The 18,055-nt window shown below is 70.6% G+C and carries 15 protein-coding genes and 2 tRNA genes; 10 read left to right on the top strand and 7 right to left on the bottom strand.

Going from position 1 to position 18,055, the window contains the following annotated elements; translation table 11 throughout:
- The 4 genes from LBC97_12910 to LBC97_12895 all read right to left on the bottom strand — a co-directional run.
- The coding region (locus LBC97_12910) for a hypothetical protein (GenBank protein MDR2566925.1) at window positions 1-982 on the bottom strand (982 nt) is incomplete at its 3' end.
- A gap of 9 nt (window positions 983-991) precedes the next feature.
- Window positions 992-1,753, bottom strand: coding sequence for an ABC transporter ATP-binding protein (locus LBC97_12905; protein MDR2566924.1), 762 nt, complete (start codon window positions 1,751-1,753; stop codon window positions 992-994).
- A gap of 124 nt (window positions 1,754-1,877) precedes the next feature.
- Window positions 1,878-2,543: a response regulator transcription factor gene (locus tag LBC97_12900; protein MDR2566923.1), complete on the bottom strand. Its 666-nt coding sequence runs from the start codon at window positions 2,541-2,543 to the stop codon at window positions 1,878-1,880.
- Window positions 2,512-3,807: a sensor histidine kinase gene (locus LBC97_12895; GenBank protein ID MDR2566922.1), complete on the bottom strand. Its 1,296-nt coding sequence runs from the start codon at window positions 3,805-3,807 to the stop codon at window positions 2,512-2,514. Before LBC97_12895 ends, LBC97_12900 begins: the two co-directional genes overlap by 32 nt.
- Before the next feature lie 323 nt (window positions 3,808-4,130).
- On the opposite strand from LBC97_12895, the gene prfB reads away from it, so the two are divergent.
- Window positions 4,131-5,276, top strand: a complete 1,146-nt coding sequence (prfB, locus tag LBC97_12890; protein ID MDR2566921.1) for a peptide chain release factor 2 — start codon at window positions 4,131-4,133, stop codon at window positions 5,274-5,276.
- Window positions 5,277-5,307: 31 nt separating this feature from the next.
- Here prfB and LBC97_12885 read toward each other — a convergent pair whose 3' ends face one another.
- From LBC97_12885 to LBC97_12875, 3 genes are read right to left on the bottom strand one after another with little or no spacing between them, the layout of a single operon-like run.
- Window positions 5,308-5,775 carry a RidA family protein gene (locus LBC97_12885; protein ID MDR2566920.1) on the bottom strand — a complete coding sequence of 156 codons (468 nt, stop codon included), beginning with the start codon at window positions 5,773-5,775 and terminating at the stop codon, window positions 5,308-5,310.
- Between the two features lie 23 nt (window positions 5,776-5,798).
- The gene (gene ybaK / locus LBC97_12880) at window positions 5,799-6,371 is read right to left on the bottom strand and encodes a Cys-tRNA(Pro) deacylase (GenBank protein MDR2566919.1); all 573 of its coding nucleotides are present in this window, start codon (window positions 6,369-6,371) and stop codon (window positions 5,799-5,801) included.
- Complete coding sequence (locus tag LBC97_12875) at window positions 6,361-8,463, bottom strand: DUF3516 domain-containing protein (protein MDR2566918.1); 2,103 nt, start codon at window positions 8,461-8,463, stop codon at window positions 6,361-6,363. The genes ybaK and LBC97_12875 overlap by 11 nt, the downstream gene beginning before the upstream one ends.
- A gap of 121 nt (window positions 8,464-8,584) precedes the next feature.
- Between LBC97_12875 and LBC97_12870 the strand changes: the two genes are divergently transcribed.
- From LBC97_12870 to LBC97_12830, 9 genes are all read left to right on the top strand, one after another.
- A complete protein-coding gene (locus LBC97_12870; protein ID MDR2566917.1) occupies window positions 8,585-9,379 on the top strand; it encodes a class I SAM-dependent methyltransferase in 795 nt (264 codons plus the stop codon).
- A 193-nt stretch (window positions 9,380-9,572) separates the two neighbouring features.
- Window positions 9,573-11,513, top strand: a complete 1,941-nt coding sequence (locus LBC97_12865; protein MDR2566916.1) for a PQQ-binding-like beta-propeller repeat protein — start codon at window positions 9,573-9,575, stop codon at window positions 11,511-11,513.
- Between the two features lie 310 nt (window positions 11,514-11,823).
- Window positions 11,824-12,873 carry a pyruvate dehydrogenase (acetyl-transferring) E1 component subunit alpha gene (locus LBC97_12860; protein MDR2566915.1) on the top strand — a complete coding sequence of 350 codons (1,050 nt, stop codon included), beginning with the start codon at window positions 11,824-11,826 and terminating at the stop codon, window positions 12,871-12,873.
- A 112-nt stretch (window positions 12,874-12,985) separates the two neighbouring features.
- Window positions 12,986-14,038: an alpha-ketoacid dehydrogenase subunit beta gene (locus tag LBC97_12855; GenBank protein ID MDR2566914.1), complete on the top strand. Its 1,053-nt coding sequence runs from the start codon at window positions 12,986-12,988 to the stop codon at window positions 14,036-14,038.
- 14 nt (window positions 14,039-14,052) lie between these two features.
- Window positions 14,053-15,507: a 2-oxo acid dehydrogenase subunit E2 gene (locus tag LBC97_12850; protein MDR2566913.1), complete on the top strand. Its 1,455-nt coding sequence runs from the start codon at window positions 14,053-14,055 to the stop codon at window positions 15,505-15,507.
- Between the two features lie 5 nt (window positions 15,508-15,512).
- Window positions 15,513-16,292: a fumarylacetoacetate hydrolase family protein gene (locus tag LBC97_12845; protein ID MDR2566912.1), complete on the top strand. Its 780-nt coding sequence runs from the start codon at window positions 15,513-15,515 to the stop codon at window positions 16,290-16,292.
- A 12-nt stretch (window positions 16,293-16,304) separates the two neighbouring features.
- A complete protein-coding gene (gltX, locus tag LBC97_12840; protein ID MDR2566911.1) occupies window positions 16,305-17,798 on the top strand; it encodes a glutamate--tRNA ligase in 1,494 nt (497 codons plus the stop codon).
- A 51-nt stretch (window positions 17,799-17,849) separates the two neighbouring features.
- A tRNA-Gln gene (locus tag LBC97_12835) sits at window positions 17,850-17,921 on the top strand.
- Between the two features lie 54 nt (window positions 17,922-17,975).
- Window positions 17,976-18,048, top strand: a tRNA-Glu gene (locus tag LBC97_12830).
- Window positions 18,049-18,055: the final 7 nt, after the last annotated feature.

Below are 18,055 nucleotides of genomic sequence, written 5' to 3'. Positions count from 1 at the left end.
GGACGGAGCACAAGTCGTAGTTGCCGTCCCGCCACTGGTCGCCTTTGGACAGCAGTTTGAAGCCTCCGGGGCATTCGGCGGCCCAGTCGGTGCCCTGCCAAGCCGCCGAGACGGTGTCGAAGATCTGCTGGCGCACCTGCGGCGAGTCTTCGACTCCGTCCGCCAAGTCGATCAACAACGCGCCCGGGACGGAGTAGTCGGCGTTGGCCTGGTCCACTCCGAGCAGCGCCAGCGTCTCCGGCGGCGTCAGGATGTTTGGCCGGCTGGTGAGGAAGGTCGGCGCCGAATCGTCGAACAGCCCGGTCACCGTCAGCGCGGTGACGCGCTCCTCGTACGCGGGTTCCTCCACCGGCGGCTCGTCCTGGCCAGCGGCCGCCTCCTCCTCGTCGACAGGAGCCGGCGATGCCGTCAACTCGGTCGCCGCCTGGGCGTCCGCCTCCCCGGCCAGGCTGGGTTCGTCCGACCCGCCGCCGGCCGCCGCCAGGTCGGTCGCCACCGGCTCGCCGAAGACGGTGACCGCCAAGTCGATTTGGTCGCCGACGCCCACACGCAGGCGTTTGGCCAGCGACGCCGCCACGGACGCCTCGCCCGCCTTGGACGGCTCGCGGCCCTGGTCGACCGGCCAGGCCGCGAAGGCGGGCGCGTTGGAGGCGGACCGCATCATGACCCATTCGCGCCGCTTGTCGGCGGAGGCCTCGCCCGAGATGGCGACCGACCGGAACGCGTCGGCCACCTGCGGATCCGCCAGCACGTCATCGGCGGCCGTGGGGGGCAGGTATTGGGCGTCGTAGTAATCCGCCCGGCCCACCACCAGGTCCGCCCCGGCGTACGGCTCCCTCATGATGTTGTCGACCGTGTCGTTCATCACCGCCGAGCCGGCCATGGCCGCCGCGATGAAACCGGTGGCGACCACGATCGCCATGGCGCCGCCCGCCACCTGGCGCAGCGACATCCGCAGTTGCCGCAAAGTGAAACCGAGCATGGCCGTGCCTCAGACCTTGACGACCGTGGTCAACTCGTCCAGCGCGCCCAACACCGACTCCTTGGTCGGATGCAGGATTTCGCCCGCCAGGCGCCCGTCCGCCAGCAGCACCACGCGCTCCGCGTAGGCGGCCGCCGCCGGGTCGTGGGTGACCATCACCACGGACTGCCCCAACTCCCGCACCGACTGGCGCAGGAAGCTCAGCACCTCGAAACCGGAGCGGGTGTCCAGGTTGCCGGTCGGCTCGTCCGCGAAGATCACGTCCGGGCGGGTGATCAGGCCGCGGGCGAGGGCCACCCGCTGGCCCTGGCCGCCCGACATCTCGCTGGGCCGGTGGCTGAGCCGGTCCCGCAACGCCAAAGCGTCCACCACGGTGTCCCACCACTCCGGGTCCACCGGCTCGCCCGCCAAGTCGAGGGGCAGGCGGATGTTCTGCGCCGCCGTCAACATGGGCAGCAAATTGAAGTTCTGGAAGACGAAGCCCACATGCCGCCGCCGCCAGGCGGTCAACACGTTGTCGCTCAACCCGGTCAACACCTTGCCGCCCAGTTGGACCCAGCCGCTGGTCGGCGTGTCCAGCCCGGCCAGCAGATTCAGCAGCGTCGACTTGCCGGAGCCGGACGGCCCCATGATGGCGGTGAAGCAATGGGCGGCGAAGTCGACGTCGACCGAGTCGAGCGCCAACACGCGGGCTTCGCCCGCGCCGTAGATTTTGGTCAGCCCGCGGGCGGCGACCGCCGGGCCCTCGCGTTGGGAAGTCTCTTGCTGCATGCCCTAGAAGTTACCGGCTCGGCCTGACGGGCGGATCGTGCCGTGGTCGGGACCTTGCCTCCTACCGGGGGATGACGGCATGGGGCGCTTGCCCTTCCAAAGGCCCCCGCAAAAGGCGGCGTGGCTACGAATAACGCTGCACCAAGCCGCCGCGGTAGGCCGCGACCACCGCCTGGACGCGGTCGCGGGCCTCCAGTTTCATCAAGATGCGCCCCACGTGGGTCTTGACGGTGGTCTCCGCGACGTGGAGGGCGGCGGCGATCTCCTGGTTGGAAAGCCCCTGGGCCATCTGGACCAGGACCTCGACCTCGCGTTCCGTCAGGTCGTCGAAGGCGGCAATGTCGCGCGGGTCCGGCGGGGTGGCGGCCGCCACCTGGGCGATCAGACGCTTTGTCGGCGACGGCGCGATCACCGCGTCCCCGGCCTGCACCGTGCGGATGGCGGCCAGCATGTCGTCCGGCGGGGTGTCCTTGAGGAGGAAGCCGCTGGCCCCGGCGCGGATCGCCGCCATCAGGTATTCGTCCAGGTCGAACGTGGTCAGAATGATGACCTTGGGCGGCGGTTTGACCAACTTGATGATCTGTTCGGTGGCGGCTATCCCGTCCATCCCCGGCATGCGCACGTCCATCAGCACAATGTCGGTCGGCTGGTCCAGCGCGGCCCGCAGGGCGCTGTGGCCGTCCCGCGCCTGCCCTACCACCTTCATGTCGCTTTGCGAATCGATCACCATGGCGAAACCGGAACGGACCAGTTCCTGGTCATCGACCACCAGCACGCGAATAGGTTCCATGTGGAGTTGCTTCCTCTCTTGGGCTTGACGGGGTCATGGCGGGCCGGGCCGGAGCGTGGGCGGGACGTGGCCAAGCGGGCGGCGGGCCTTCGGCGGGGGACAGCCTTGGGATGGGCACGGAGACCTTGACCGTGAAACCGCCGCCCGGACCGGGGCCCGCCTGGAAGGAGCCGCCCAGCATCTCGGCGCGTTCGCGCATGCCGATCAGGCCGTGGCCGGCGCCGTCCGTTTGCGCGGCGGCGCCCCGGCCGTCGTCCGCGACGGTGATGGAAACCCGGTTGTCGTCCCACCGTTCCGTCACCGACACCGCCACATTGGGGCCCCCATGTTTGAGGGTGTTGGTGAGCGCCTCCTGGGCCACCCGGTACAGGGTGGCGCCCACGCCCGGCGGCAGGTTGCGCGGGCTGCCCACCCGCACCAGCGTCACGTCCAGGCCCGTCTTCCGCGTCTCCTCGACCAGTTGCTCAAGGTCCTTGACATGGGCGGTCGGCTTGAGTTGGACCGTTTGGTCTTCGGGTCCCTCCCGCAACACGCGCACGATGCCGCGCATGTCGGACAGCGCGTCACGGCCCGTTTGGGCGATCGCCTCGAGGGCGCGCACGGCCGCCGCCGGGTCGCCCGCCGCCGCGTAGCGGCCCCCGTCCGCTTGCGCGATCATGACCGAGAGCGAATGGCCCACAATGTCATGCATCTCGCGCGAAATCCGGGTGCGCTCCTCGGCCAACTCGTTCTGGGCGTCCAGCATCTTGGAGCGGGCTTGGCTGGCCTCCCAGGCGTCCCGCGAGCGGCGGGTGGCCTCCATTCCGCGTGACAGCAGCCCCAGTCCCAGGAAGAGGGCGGCGGCCAGCCAGACCGGGAAGGCCAACAACAACGCCTCCGACCAGGTGGCGACCGTCAAAACCCACACGAAAGGCCGGAACAGGCCGATCAGCCAGCGCACTGGCAGGGGCTCCATGATGGCGTAACTGGCCGCCAACAAGCCTCCCGCGCAGGCGGCGCTGGTGGCGGCGAGGACCCAACGCGTCGACGAGTACCGGGCCACGCCCCACAACGGCACCCCTACCAGCAGGTAAACGGGCAGGTCAATGCCCCAGCCGTTGACCAGCGACCAGGCGCAGGCCAGCCACGCGACGGTCGCGCTGGTGACCGGGAGGGTGGCGGCGCTGACGGTGGCGGCGGCCAAGAACAGGCCGCAGAGGGCGGCGGGCCCCGACGGGCCGGCCGCCAAGGACAAAATGGCCCCGATGGCGCCCAAGGCGACCAAAGCTGGAGTGGGCGATCGCAAGCGGCGCCCCCCGTCCGCGCGGCGCGCCTTGCCGGCCCGGCCGGATTGGTCGCTGTGGCGGGGCCCGAGCCGGCGCGGCCGGGGCACGGCGGGCCGGGCGGCCTGGGGACGGGCGGCAAGCCGCCCGCTTGGCCGTGGGTCCCCGTGTTCGCTCACACAGATCACCCTATTGCCGGATTGGGCCGTCGAAGGTCGCCCGCCGGACGGAGGCGGCCGCCAATCGCGCGGATTCTGGGCCGGGGCCGGCTGCGGCCGGTCGGGCGACGGCTGGTCCGGCGGCCGCAGGTTCTACCATGGAAGCCATGGCCACCGAAGATATTGCGGGCGACTTGCGCGCGCTCAACTCCACTTTCGAGTCGATTGAGCGGGTCAGCGACCCCCAAGAGCTGCGCGCCAGAATAGCCCGCTTGTCTGACGAGGTCGCCGAACCCGGGCTGTGGGACGACCCGGGGCGGGCCCAAGTCAAGACCTCGCGGCTGTCGCACGCCCAAGGCGAGTTGGAGAAGCTGGAGGCGATGGGTCAGCGGCTGGACGACTTGGGCGTGCTGTTCCAAATGGCCGAGGAGGGCGAGGATTCGGAGGCCATGGAGGAGGTCCGCCAGGAGTTGGCGGGCGCGCGCGCCGCGCTCGCGGACATGGAGATCAGGACCCTGCTGAACGGCGAGTACGACGAGCGCTTCGCGGTGGTGACGATCCGCTCCGGCGCGGGCGGCGTGGACGCCGCCGACTTCGCGGAAATGCTGCTGCGAATGTACCTGCGCTGGGCCGAGCGTCACGCTTACCCAGTCAAGGTGCTGGACACCTCCTACGCCGAGGAGGCCGGCCTCAAATCAGTCACCTTCGAGGTCTCCGCGCCGTACGCCTACGGCAACCTGTCCGTGGAGGGCGGCACCCACCGCCTGGTGCGCATTTCCCCCTTCGACAACCAGGGGCGCCGCCACACCTCCTTTGCCGCCGTCGAGGTGATCCCATTGATTGAGGACACCGACCACATCGACATCCCCGAATCCGACATCAAGGTCGACGTGTTCCGCTCCTCCGGTCCGGGCGGCCAGTCCGTCAACACCACTGATTCGGCGGTGCGCATGACCCACCTGCCGACCGGGATTGTGGTCTCAATGCAGGACGAGAAGTCCCAAATCCAGAACCGCGCGGCCGCCTACCGCGTGCTCCAATCGCGCTTGCTGGTTCTGCGCAAGGCCGAGGAGGCGGCGAAGAAGAAGGAATTGGCGGGGGACATCAAGGCGTCCTGGGGCGACCAAATGCGCTCCTACGTTCTGCACCCGTATCAGATGGTCAAAGACCTGCGCACCGACCACGAGGTCGGCAACACGGCGGCCGTCTTCGACGGCGACCTCGACGGTTTCATCGACGCCGGAATCCGGTGGCGCCGCCGCCAGGAAAAGCGGGAACGCCAAGAGCTTCAGGAGAAAGCCGACCAGGCCTGACTGCGGCCGCCCCAAGGCGTTCCAGGGCGTTTCAGGGCTTGAGCGCCACTTGGGCCTCTACCTCGACGGGCCAGCCCAGCGGCAGCGCCGCCACGCCGAAGGCCGCGCGGGCGTGCCTGCCCGCCTCGCCGAAGACCTCCGCGAACAGGTTCGAGGCGCCGTTGGCGACGGCGGGATGGTCGGCGAAGTCCGGCGTCGAGGCCACCATCACCGCGACCCGCTCAAAGTGGTCAACCCGGTCCAGAGAGCCCAAGGCGCCCTGAAGCGCGGCGAGGACGTTGACGGCGGCGAGTCGAGCGGCATCGGACCCCTGCTCCACGGTCAGGCTGTCGCCAAGCCGGCCGGTCCAAACGCTGGCGCCGTCTTTGACGGGGCCCTGGCCGGAAACCCAGGCGGAGCGTTCGGAGACGCGGACGGGCAGATAGGCGGCCAGCGGCGTGGCCGGAGGGGGGAGGGCAATGCCGAGTTCGGCCAGGCGGGCCGTCGGGCTGATGGTCATGAGCCCATCATGCCAGCCTGGCGTCACAGCCGGCCGATGGGGGCGAAGGCCGCGCCGGCCAGGCGGGCCAAATCGCGGGGGTTCAGCTTGATGTCCATGCCGCGCCCGCCTGCGGAGACCATGATCTGGTCGAGCCGCTGGGCGGATGAGTCGATCAACGTGGGGTGCCGGGTCCGCTGGCCGAGGGGCGAGATGCCGCCAACCACGTACCCGGTGGCGCGCTCGGCTTCGGTGACGGCCGCCAGGGCCGCCCGCTTGCCGCCGGCGGCGCGGGCCACCGCTTTGAAATCCAGGTGGCGACTGACCGGGATGACGGCGCACCACAGGTCGCCGTCCACCTTGACCATCAGGGTCTTGAACACGGTGTCCGGGTCGGCCCGCAGGGCCCTGGCCGCGGCCAAGCCGTAGCCCTCGCCCAGCGCGGTCGAAACCCGGTCGGATTGGAAGGTCTCAAGGGTGTAGGGGATGCCCGCTTGCTCCAGCACGGTCAGCGCCGGGGTCGCCTTCCGTCCCGGCGATCCGGTGCCCGGCCCGCCGAGCGGCCCCGTGCCGGCGCGCCCCGTCTGGTCAATCTGGTCAGTCTGGTCACTGGCCAAGCGCGTTCAACTCCTCCCATTCCTCGATCAGGCTCGAATCAACGCCCCGGATAGTATCCCCTAACCAGTCGGTAATCTCAGTCAGACGGTCCCGCGCGGCGGGCGGCGCGGAGCGGGTCAACGCCTTGTACGCGTCGCTCAGGTAGCGCAACAGCACGCCTTCGGCGCTCGCTATGCCGTACCGGGACACGAATTCGGGGAAAGTCTGGGCGTGTTCGCGCATTTCGCGCACAATCGACTTGGGCGTCAGGTCGAAGTCGTCAACCCACGGGTGGCCCCGCCGGTACATGGCCAGGGCCGCGCCCAAGAACTCTTCCAGCGCCTTGGGGTAGGTCACGCCGTCAAGGGCGTTCATGCGGTCGAAGTAGTCCCAGCCTTCGGCTTTCATCCGCGCCAGCGCCTCGGTCTTGGCGGCTTTCTCCTGGGCGATCAACACGGCTGCGGGCGGCTCCAGGGTGGCCTCGAAGACTGAGCCCAGGTCGAGTTCGTAGGTTTCGGAGGCCGGGTCCAGCAATTCGCAGGCGGCCAGGGCGAAAGGCGTCAACGGCTGGTTGAGGGCGAAGTCCTCCGGCAACTCCACCGCCAGGGCGACGTGCCCCGGAGTGTGCTCCACCACGCCCGCCGCTTTCAGGGAGTGGTAGATCCGGCAGGCTTGGCGGATCAACAGGTTGCGGGGCCGGACCGGCTGGTGGTTGTCGGTCAGCAGGCGGTAGCCGGCCGCCACCGGGTCGTCCTCGCGGGCCAGCAGTTCCAGGATCATGGCGTGCGTGACCTTCAGGCGCGGCGTCAGCGGTTCCGGGGCGGAGCCGATCAGTTTCTCGAACGTGTCCTTGGACCAGGAGATTTTGCCCTTCTCGCCGCTGTGGGAGACGGGCTTGGCGGGCCGCTTGCCCGCCAACGCGCGGGCTTCCGCCTTGGCCGCCGCCTGCGCCCGCTCGATCGCGTCTTCGGGCGCCTGGACCACCACGTGGCCTATCTGGTCGAAGCCGGCGCGTCCCGCCCGTCCCGCGATTTGGTGGAACTCGCGGGCGTTGATCCGCCGGACGCGGCGCCCGTCGAACTTGACCAGCGACGTCAGCACCACCGTCTTGATGGGCAGGTTGATCCCGACCCCGAGCGTGTCGGTGCCGGAGACAACGGCCAGCAGCCCCTCGCCCGCCAGGCGCTCGACCAGCCGCCGGTACATGGGAAGCATTCCGGCGTGGTGCACGCCAACGCCTTTGCGCAGGAGTTTCGACAAGGTGGCGCCAAAGCCGGGCCCGAACTTGAAGTCGCCGATGCCGTCTTTCAGGTCCTGGAGCCGCTGCCGGTCCGCGAGGGGCAGCGCGGCGAGCTTCCCCGCCAGTTCCACGGCTTCGCGTTGGGTGAACTGGACCACGTAGGCGGGGGTCAGGCCGCCCTTGACCAGGCCGGTGATCAGGTTCGGGAGGGGGATGACCTCATAGGAGAACTCGAGGGGCACCGGCCGGGGCGCGTCGGCGATGACCGTGACGGGGCGGTTCGTCCTGCGTTCCAGGTCGGCGGCCAAGTGGTCCACGTTGCCCAGGGTGGCGCTCATGGCCAGGAACTGCGCGCGGGGCATTTCCAGGAGCGGCACCTGCCAGGCCCAGCCCCGGTCGGGGTCGCCGTAGAAGTGGAACTCGTCCATCACGACCACGTCGAAGGGGGTTCGGGCGCCGTGGCGCAGCGCCTGGTTCGCCAGCACCTCGGCCGTGCAGCAGATGATCGGCGCGTCGGTGTTGACGGCCGCGTCTCCCGTCATCAACCCCACGTTGGCCGTGCCGAACAGCCCGATCAGGTCGAAGAACTTCTCGCTCACCAGCGCCTTGACGGGCGCCGTGTAAACCCCGCGCCGTCCCCTCGCCAGCCCGAATGCCAGCGCCCCGGCCGCGACCAGCGATTTCCCGGAACCGGTGGGCGTCCCCAAGATGACGTGTTCCCCGGCGGCCAGGGCTAACAGGGCGTCCTCCTGGTGCGGGTACAACTCCAGCCCCTGCTCGCCGGCCCACTCGGTGAAGGCGTCAAAGGCCTCGGCGGTCGCGGCGGCGGCCGCCCCTTCGCCAGGCGCGAACCCCAGACGCTCAATCAGCACGCCCTCAACCCTAGAGTCCTAGGCCGCCCGTCGCGCTCCGATCGACGTGTGTCTCCGCCGTCTTAGACGAAAGGGACCGTCCCCAAGGCTGGACACGCCTTGGCTTAGTAAGGTGGCCGTTGTGAGCGAATACATCCACGGGCACGGGTCGGGCGCCACGAAAGCGCACGCCCGCCGAAATGTCGCCAATTCGGCCGGCCATGTGGCCGGGGTGCTGCGACCGGGCCTCCGGGTGCTGGACCTCGGGTCGGCGTCCGGCACTCTGACCCGCGACTTGGCGGCACGGGTGGCGCCCGGGGAGGTGATCGGCGTGGACGCTTCCGCCGATGCCGTCCTCCAAGCCCAGGCGGAACCCGACCGCCCCGGCAACCTGACGTTTGAGGTCGGGGACGTCTATTCTTTGGGCCACCCCGCCCGCAGCTTCGACCTGGTTCACGTTCACCAGGTTCTCCACCACTTGCCGGATCCGGTCATGGCGATTCGGAACCTGGCGCTTCTGGTGCGGCCCGGCGGCTGGCTGTCCCTCAGGGAAGGCGATTACGGTGCCGCCTTCTGGTATCCCGAGGCGACAGCCTGGGAATCATGGCGGGAGGCGTATCAGCTGATAGCACGGGCCGGCGGAACGGAAGTGGACGCCGGCCGCCGCCTGGTGGCCTGGTTGGATGAGGCCGGCCTGGCTGGTCAGGCCACGATCAGCGGCTCGGCCTGGACCTATCCGGGCTACGAGTCGGCGGCGGAGGTGGCCGCGAGTTGGGCCGAGCGTTTGACGGAGCGCCGCTTCGTCGACTTGGCGGCGGGCCTTGGCGTGGCCGACCAGACCTCGCTGACCAGGACCGCCACCGGCCTCATGGAATGGGCCCGCCATCCGGGCGCCCTCTTCGTGATGCCGCACGTCGAGGCCCTGGTGCGCTTCTGAGAGAGGCTGGAATAGGTACCGTCCCCATTACCGGAAATAGGTACCGTCCCCGTTTTGTGCCCGTTGCGGTGGGTGAAGTCCGCTAACTTGGCGCCTGGGCGGCTCCGATAGCTGGTTGAATGGTCCCAACGCCATGTGGCGTCCGGCTGGCCGGACCAGTCTGGCGCCTGCCCAACCCTGAAAGCCAGATCGCATGCCTGACCAACCCCAGGTCCCGCCTGCTTCGCGCGAATTAGCGAGCGGGCCGCTGGACGCGCCCAACCGTGCCGGGAGCACCGGCATTGCCGCGAAAATCCCGCGCGCCAAAGTCATGCCCGTTGGCGACGCGGTGGCCAGGGCCGCCGCGGTGGCCCACGCCGCCGCCGCCGTCAGGGGAGCCGCCGCGGGCCGGGAGCGAATCGCCCACGATCCGGCCGATCAGACCTTCCGCCCCGTCGCCGCGGTCGAACCCGCGCCACCGTTGCCGCACCGGGCCCCGGCGCGCGACCACGCCGCGCCTTCCGCGCCGGCCCCGCCAGCCCGCCGTGAGGCGGTTCCGCGACCGCCGGCGGAGGATCAGGCCACCCGGTGGGCCGAACCGCGGGCCATTGCGCCCATGCCGCAAGAGCTCATGCCCGGTCAAAGCGCGCCGCCCCGCGCGCCGCAACGGCAAGAGGCGGCGCCGCGATTCGAGCCGATGACGCATCATCCCAGTCCCATCCAGGAAATGCCGGCCGAATTGATGCCCTCGGCCAAACCCCGGCGGCCGGCGGCGGGCAGCCCGCCGGCGCGGCAATCGTTGGGAGCCGTGCCGCTGGGCCGGATCGAACTGCGGGACCCTGCGGAACAGCCCCAAGGCCGACGCGGCCTGGTCCAACGGATGGGCGCGGGCGTGCTGGTCAGCTTGTTGGTGATCGTGTTGGCGCTGGGCGCCGCCGCGACCCTTTGGATCCTGCACGGGCAGAACGGCCGCCGGGCGGAGGCCCTGGCCCCGGACTTCGGCCATGCCCCGGCCCTGGGCGAGCCGTTCGACATTGCGGAGGCCGGCCTCGAGTCGGCCGAGGTGTTTCTGCTGCGCGAGCCCGCCTTGGGCGGGCTCAGCCAGGCCGGCGAGGTCGGCCTGGTGGTGGTGTCCGCCCGCAGGGCCGGCCGGACCCAGGTGATGGCGGTCGACACGGCTGCGGGCGCGGTCAAATGGGAACTCGACTTGGCGGACTTGACCGGCGATCCGAAGGCCGCTCCGCAGAAAATCAGCCTGGCGGGCGGGGGAGTGGTCGCCATTGAGGTCGCGTCTGCGGGCGAAGAGGGGAACATGGTGGTGACGGTGGGGGCCGGCGGCGAGGTCCTGTCGCGGCGGCCGGGCGTCGGGCTGCTCGGCGCCGCCGCCAGCCTGGTCGCGCTGCGCCACGGCGAACAGGTTGCGGTGGCCGCCGCCGCCGATCTGACCAAGAACAAATGGACCGCGGAGGCCCCGGCGACCGAGGCGGTCCCGGTCTTGGCCGCCCTAAACGGCCAAGTGTGGGTGGCGACTAAGGCGGGCTACGCCAACGGGAAGACCGGCGCGCAGTCGGGTTTCGGCGCCGACGCCTCCGCCGATGTGCTCTACGCCGTTTTGCCGGACGGAACCGTTGTCCGCGTGTCCGGCGGCGCGGGGCCGACCCGCGTCATGGGGGTGGACACGGCGAACGGCCAGGACCTCTGGGAAGTGAGCGTCGACTTTGCGTCTCCGCCGCTGCTCGCCCACGGCGGCGAGTGGCTGTTCGCAGCGGCGGACGGAGAGGTCAAATGCGTCAGACCGAAGGACGGCAAGGTGTTTTGGGCGCGCCCGGCCGACCGGTTTGTCGGAGTGGTGGGCTCAACCGCTTTCGTGGCGGCGGAGAACGGCCAGGTCAGCGCCCTCAAGGCCCGCACGGGCGGCCTGAAGTATCAGTTCAAGACGGAGCGGCTGGGGCCAGGCCGGCCGCCCGTGGCGCTCGGTGCGAAAACGCTCTACCTGTACGCGGACGGCGTTCTACGCGCCTATCCGCTGGAAAAGGACGCCAAAGAGCTTTGGAGCGTTGACGTCCCTGGCGCCCAGGGCGCGGATGAGGCGCTCTTCTTGGCGGGCGGCCGGTTGTGGTTGCGCGTCGGCGACGAGTTGCGGCCCATCGGCTGACGGAACCCCCGCCCAGGCGTCCGGCCCGCCCGCCAGGGCAGGCGTCCGGCGAACCGGCCAAGGCCATCCTCGCTGGAGTGGGGGCGCTTGGCCCGTTCCGCTCGCGTGGGTGCGGCCGCGCCCCGCACGGGGCTTGTAAACCTGTCACCGGGGAGGGGACGTGGCTGGACGGGCCGCCGCGCCCCGCACGGGGCTTGTGCCCGGTGGACAAAGCCGCGCGACCAGCGTTGTGCGCGGCCCCGCCACGAAGTTACGGGACCGTAGCTTACGCTGACGTAAGTTCCTGTCCGCCTGCCTTAGGAGGCCGCCGATGCCGACCGCTCTCGCCCCGTCACCTTCCCCCGTGCCAGCCCCGCCGGCTGGCGACGAGACCCCGCCCGCGATCCGCCCGGAGCCGGCCGTCCGCCGGGCGATCTACCGGGACATGGTCCTGACCAGGGCCTTCGACCAGGCGGCGACGGCGCTTCAGCGGCAGGGCGAACTGGCGTTGTGGGCACCTTCGCTGGGCCAGGAGGCGGCGCAGGTCGGCTCCGCCCACGCGCTTGGCGAGGAAGACTGGGTGTTTCCGTCCTACCGCGAGCACGGCGTGCTCCAAAGCCGGGGCGTGGACCTCAAACAGTTGCTGCCGCTTTTCCGGGGCGCCGACAACGGCGGCTGGGACTCCGAAGCCCACCGGGTGCACCTGTACACGCTGGTGGTGGGCGCGCAAACCCTGCCCGCCGTGGGCTACGCCATGGGCTTGGCGCTCGACGGCGCCGCCGGGGCGGTGGTGGTTTATCTGGGCGACGGCGCGACCTCCCAAGGAGAGGTTAGCGAGGCGTTGGTGTGGGCGGCATCGTGCGCGGCGCCGGTTTTGTTCTTCGTTCAAAACAACGGCTGGGCCATCTCCACGCCCACCCGGACCCAGGCGCGGGTGGCCCTGGCGCGGCGCGGGGAGGGCTTCGGCGTTCCCGGCGTGGCGGTGGACGGGAACGACGCGGACGCTTGCTGGGCGGCCACCGCCGCCGCGCTGGGACGCATAAAGGCTGGTCAGGGGCCACAATTGATCGAAGCGTTAACTTACCGGCTGGGGCCGCACACGACCTCCGACGACCCGTCGCGCTACCGGCCCGCCGAGGAGGAGGCCAGTTGGATGGCGCGGGACCCCATTCCGCGCCTGCGCGCGGGCCTTGAGGAGGACGGCCAGGCGGACGCGGACTTTTTCGCGGAGGTCGACTCCGCCGCGGCGGCCTTGGCCGCCGAATCCCGCCGGTCCTGCCTCGGCATAGAGCCGCCGGACTTGAGCACGTGCTTCGACTGGGTGTACGGCACGGAGCACTCCCTGGTCGCCGAGGAGCGCGCGGGGGTGGCCGGGCGATGACCACGGCGGTGTTCGCGCGGGCCAAAGGGGCCTTGCGCGCGGGGGGACCGGCGGACAGCGGCCCGGCCGGCCGAGAGCTTGGGGCGGTTGCCGGCCTGCGGGGGGTGCCCGCATGACCGCGGCGGTGTTCGCGCCGACCGGCGCGGAGGCGGCGGCCCCGGCCGCCCAAGTGGGCCTGGGCCAGGCGATCAACCAGGCGCTCGCGGCGGAACTGGCGGCCGATGAGAAAGTCCTGGTCATGGGGGAGGACGTGGGCGCCCTGGGCGGGGTTTTCCGGGTCACGGCCGGACTGCGCGAGCGGTTCGGGACGGACCGCGTGCGGGACACCCCGTTGGGGGAGGCCGGGATTGTGGGGACCGCGATCGGGTTGGCCCTGCGCGGCTACCGGCCCGTTTGCGAAATCCAATTCGACGGCTTCGTCTTCCCCGCGTTCAGCCAGATCACAACCCAGTTGGCCAAGTTGCGGGCCCGTTCGGGCGGGCGGCTGAGCCTTCCCGTCACCATCAGAATCCCCTACGGCGGGCGGATCGGGGCCGTTGAGCACCATTCCGAATCCCCGGAGGCGCTGTTCGCGCACACCGCCGGGCTGAGGTTGGTCAGCCCCTCGAACTCGCAGGACGCGTATGACATCACCCGGGCGGCGATCGCCTGTCCCGACCCGGTGATCGTCTTCGAGCCGAAAGGGCTGTACTGGTCAAAGGGGCAAGTGGCCGAACCGCCGGACGGGGCGGCGCCCGACCTGTCGGTCCTGAACCGGGCGCGCGTCGCGCGGCGCGCGGGCGAAACCGGCGGCGGCCAGGTCACCTTGGCGGCGTACGGGCCGTCGGTGCCGCAGGCGTTGGCGGCGGCCGAGCGGCTGGCGGAAGACGGCGTCGAGTCCGAGGTCCTGGATCTCAGGGCGATCAGCCCAATCGACTTCGACGCGATCGCGGAGTCGGTGGCCAGGACCGGGCGGCTGGTGGTGGTCCACGAGGCCCCGGTTTTCTTCGGCGCGGGGGCGGAGATCGCGGCCCGTGTCACCGAGCGGTGCTTCTATCTGCTGGAGGCGCCGGTCCTGCGGGTGGGCGGCTACCACTTGCCGTACCCGCCCGCGTTGATTGAGCACGACTACCTGCCGGGACCGGAGCGTATTGTCGCCGCCGTCCGCCGGGCGCTGGACTTCTGACCCCGAGGAAGCACATGAACACGTCTGTCCTGACTTTTCGCCTGCCGGACCCCGGCGAGGGCCTGACCGAGGCGGAGATCATCCGCTGGCTGGTCGCCCCCGGCGACCAGGTCGCCGTCAACCAGCCGGTCGTGGAGATCGAGACGGCCAAGTCGGTGGTGGAATTGCCCTCGCCGTTCGAGGGCACGGTCGAGTCGATCACGGCCGCCGAAGGCGCGCTGGTGCCGGTCGGCGACCCGATCCTGGTCATCAAACCCGCGGGTGCCCCCAGCTCGGCCGCTGCGGGGCCGGGCCCCAAGGCAGCCGTGCCGCCCTCGGCCGCCACGGAGTCAGTCCTCGCAGCGGCCGACCCCAACCCGGCCGATCCGGCCTCGGCCGGTGCGGGGCCGGGTCACGGGGACGCTCGACCGGCCACGGCGCGGGCGGGGTTCGGCCAAGGCCCCGCCGACCCGCTAGACCGGCCGCTGGTGGGGTACGGTCCGGCCGGGCCGCCCAGGCGAGTCAAGGCCAAACCGCCGGTGCGGGCGCTGGCGCGGCAACTCGGCATCGGACTGGAGGCGGTCGCCCCGACCGGACCGGGCCAAACCGTCACCCGCGAGGACGTGCGGCGCGCGGCCGGGCGCGGGAGCGGCGACGAAGCCGGGCGCGGCCCCGGCGGAACGGCGGCCCGCGAAGGTGTTCAGCCTGTGCGCGGGCGCGCCGACCAAGTTGGGCGCGTGGCCGCCGAGACGGCCACGCGCGAAGGCGTTCGGCCGGGGCCGGGAACCGCCGCCAGCAGCGGCGCGGCGCCCCAGCCCGGTCCGCGCCAGACCCGCCAACCGATTCGGTCCGTGCGGCGCGCCACCGCCGCCGCCATGGTCGAATCCGCGTTCAGCGCCCCCCACGCGAGCCTGTTCATTGAGACGGACGCCACCAGGGCGCTCCGATTCGCCCGCCGCACGGGCCTGAGTCTGCTCGCCTTGACGGCGTTCGCGCTGGTCAGATCGGCGGCGCGGCATCCGGTCATCAACGCCAGCTGGGACCAGGCGGCCGGGGAGATCGTCTACCACCACTACGTCAACCTGGGTGTGGCGGTGGACTCGCCGCGCGGCCTGCTGGTACCCACCGTGGCGGACGCCGAGCGGCTGCGCCTACCCGACCTGGCGGACGCCATCGGGCAGCTGACGACCACCGCCAGGGCGGGGACCACCACGCCGGAGGCGATGCGCGGCGGCACCATCACGCTGACCAACGTGGGCGCCCTCGGCGTGGACGGCGGCAGCCCCATCCTGGTCCCCGGCCAGGTGGCGATCCTGGCGCTCGGGGCCGTCAGGCCCCGCCCGTGGGTGCACAAGGGCAAGATCAAACAGCGGGCGGTCGGCCGGCTGACGTTGACCTTCGACCACCGGCTGATCGACGGTGCGGACGCGGCTGCGGCGGTCAAAGACATCGCCGCCGTCCTGGAACGGCCCGATTCCGCCTTAACCTAGAAACCATGCGCATTGCCCGTTTCACCCTTGACCAAGACCCCCTCTACGGCGTTGTCCAAGGCGAGGAGGGCGAGGAGGTCATCCACGCGATTGGCGGCGACCCGCTTTACACCGAGATAACGCCGACCGGCAAGACCTATCCCATTGACGACGTGCGGCTGCTGGCGCCGGTCATCCCCCGCTCGAAGGTGATCGGCGTGGCCCGCAACTACGCGGACGGGCCCAGGCGGCCCACGCCCATCTGGTTCGGGAAGCCCAACACCTCCGTCGCGGGGCCGGGCGACCCGATTGTGCTGGACGCGCGCGTGGACGCGCCCGCCTACCACGAGGCGGAGTTGGCCGTCGTCATCTCCCGCGTCGCCAAGGACGTGCCCGCCGACCAGGCCGCCAAGGTCATTTTGGGCTACACCGTGGCCAACGACGTGGGCTACCGGTTCGACCAAGCCGACGATGCCGTCCGGCCGGACCCGCGCGGCTTCTTCGGCAAGTACCGCGACAGTTTCACGCCGCTGGGACCCTGGATCGAGACCGACCTGGACCCGGCCGTGGGTTTGGCGGTCCGGTCGTGGATCGACGGGCAGCCCCGCCAAGACGGGACCACGGCGGACTTGGTGACGGGGGTTGCGGAACTGGTGGCGACGGCATCGGCGGTGTGCACTTTGCTGCCCGGCGACGTGATCTTGACGGGCTCCCCGGCGGGGGCTTCGCCGATCGAGCCGGGGGAGCGGGTCACGTGCGAGGTCGGCGGGCTCGGCGCGATCACCAACCCGGTCGTCAGGCGGTAGGTTGGCTTGGCTATGACTTCACCAATGCGTTTGCGCTTCTGCCCCTCGCCGACCGGGGTGCCGCACGTCGGCATGGTCCGCACGGCCTTGTTCAACTGGGCTTACGCCCGCCACACGGGCGCCACGTTCGTGTTCCGGATCGAGGACACGGACCCCGCGCGGGACTCCGAGGAGTCCTACCTGCAACTCCTGGACGCGCTGCGCTGGCTGGGGCTTGACTGGGACGAGGGCGTCGAGGTGGGCGGGCCGTACGGCCCGTACCGGCAGTCGGAGCGGATGGACGTCTACGCCATGGTGGCCAAGCGGCTGGTCGAGGAGGGGTTCGCCTACGAATCCTTCTCCACCCCTCAGGAGGTCGAGGCGCGGCACGTCGCGGCGGGGCGGTCGGCCAAGGAGGGCTACGACGGGTTCGACCGGACGCTGACGGACGCGCAGCGCTCGGCGTACCTGGCCGAGGGGCGCCGTCCCGTGCTCCGGATGCGGATGCCGGACGAGGACATCCGGTTCGAGGACCTGGTGCGCGGGGAGGTGGTCTTCCGCGCGGGCTCCGTGCCGGACTTCGCGATCACCAGGGCGGGCGGGCAGCCGCTGTACACGCTGACGAACCCGGTGGACGACGCCTTGATGCGCATCACCCACGTGCTGCGGGGGGAGGACCTGCTGTCCTCCACGCCCAGGCAGATCGTGTTGTACCGGGCTTTGACGGAGTTGGGCCTGGCTGACGGCGTGCCGCGCTTTGGCCATCTGCCCTACGTCATGGGGCAGGGCAACAAGAAGCTGTCGAAACGCGACCCCGAATCCAACCTGTTCCACCACCGCGACCGGGGGTTCCTGCCGGAGGGGCTGGTCAATTACCTGGCGCTGCTCGGCTGGTCGATCGCGCCGGACCGGGACGTGTTCTCCGTCGCCGAGTTGGTCCAGGCCTTCGACGTGGCGTCCGTCAGCCCCAACCCGGCCCGGTTCGACCTGAAGAAGGCGGAGGCGATCAACGCCGCGCACATGCGGCTCCTGCCCGTTTTGGAGTTCCGGGACCGCCTGGTGCCGTATCTGCGCCTGGCGTCCCTGGTCTCGGCGCCGTCTTTTGACGAGTTGTCCGCGCGCGAGCAAGCCGTCCTGACCGCCGCCGCCCCGCTGGTCCAAGAGCGGATGACGCTGCTGGGGGAGGCCCCGGGGAAGCTGGGATTCTTCTTCGCGCCGGACGACGCCGTGGTTGTCGAACCCGACGCCTTGGGGCGGCTCGCCCCGAACGCCAGGAGCTTGCTGGAGGCGGCGCTGGGGGCCTTGCGGCCCCTCGGCGAGTGGACCGCAGAGTCCATCCGTGACGCCTTGAACGTGGGCCTGGTCGAGCGCCTGGGCGTGAAGCCGCGCGACGCGTTCGCCCCGCTCAGAGTGGCTGTGACCGGGCTGCGCGTCTCCCCGCCCCTGTTCGAGGCGATGGAGATTCTGGGGCGCGAAAGCTCCATCGCGCGGATCGAACGGCTCCGGCTTTTGCCTGAACTGAGTTGATTCGGTAACCTTGCAGGTCGGCCCGCCTTCGCGGGCGGGCCGGAAAACCCTTGGGGTATGGTGTAATTGGCAGCACGAGTGATTCTGGTTCACTTAGTCTAGGTTCGAGTCCTGGTACCCCAGCGCTTGGCCCAGCGTGCTCAACTGGCTCCCAGTTGGACGGCTGACCAGGCCTTTGGCTCCGTTGTGTAGTGGCCTAGCACGCCGCCCTCTCAAGGCGGTAGCGCCGGTTCGAATCCGGTCGGAGCTACTTTGTG

This window comes from Bifidobacteriaceae bacterium (assembly GCA_031281585.1).
GTDB lineage: Bacteria > Actinomycetota > Actinomycetes > Actinomycetales > WQXJ01 > JAIRTF01.
Note: the sequence above shows the minus strand (reverse complement) of the source record. Positions and strands in the feature narration are given on the sequence as shown.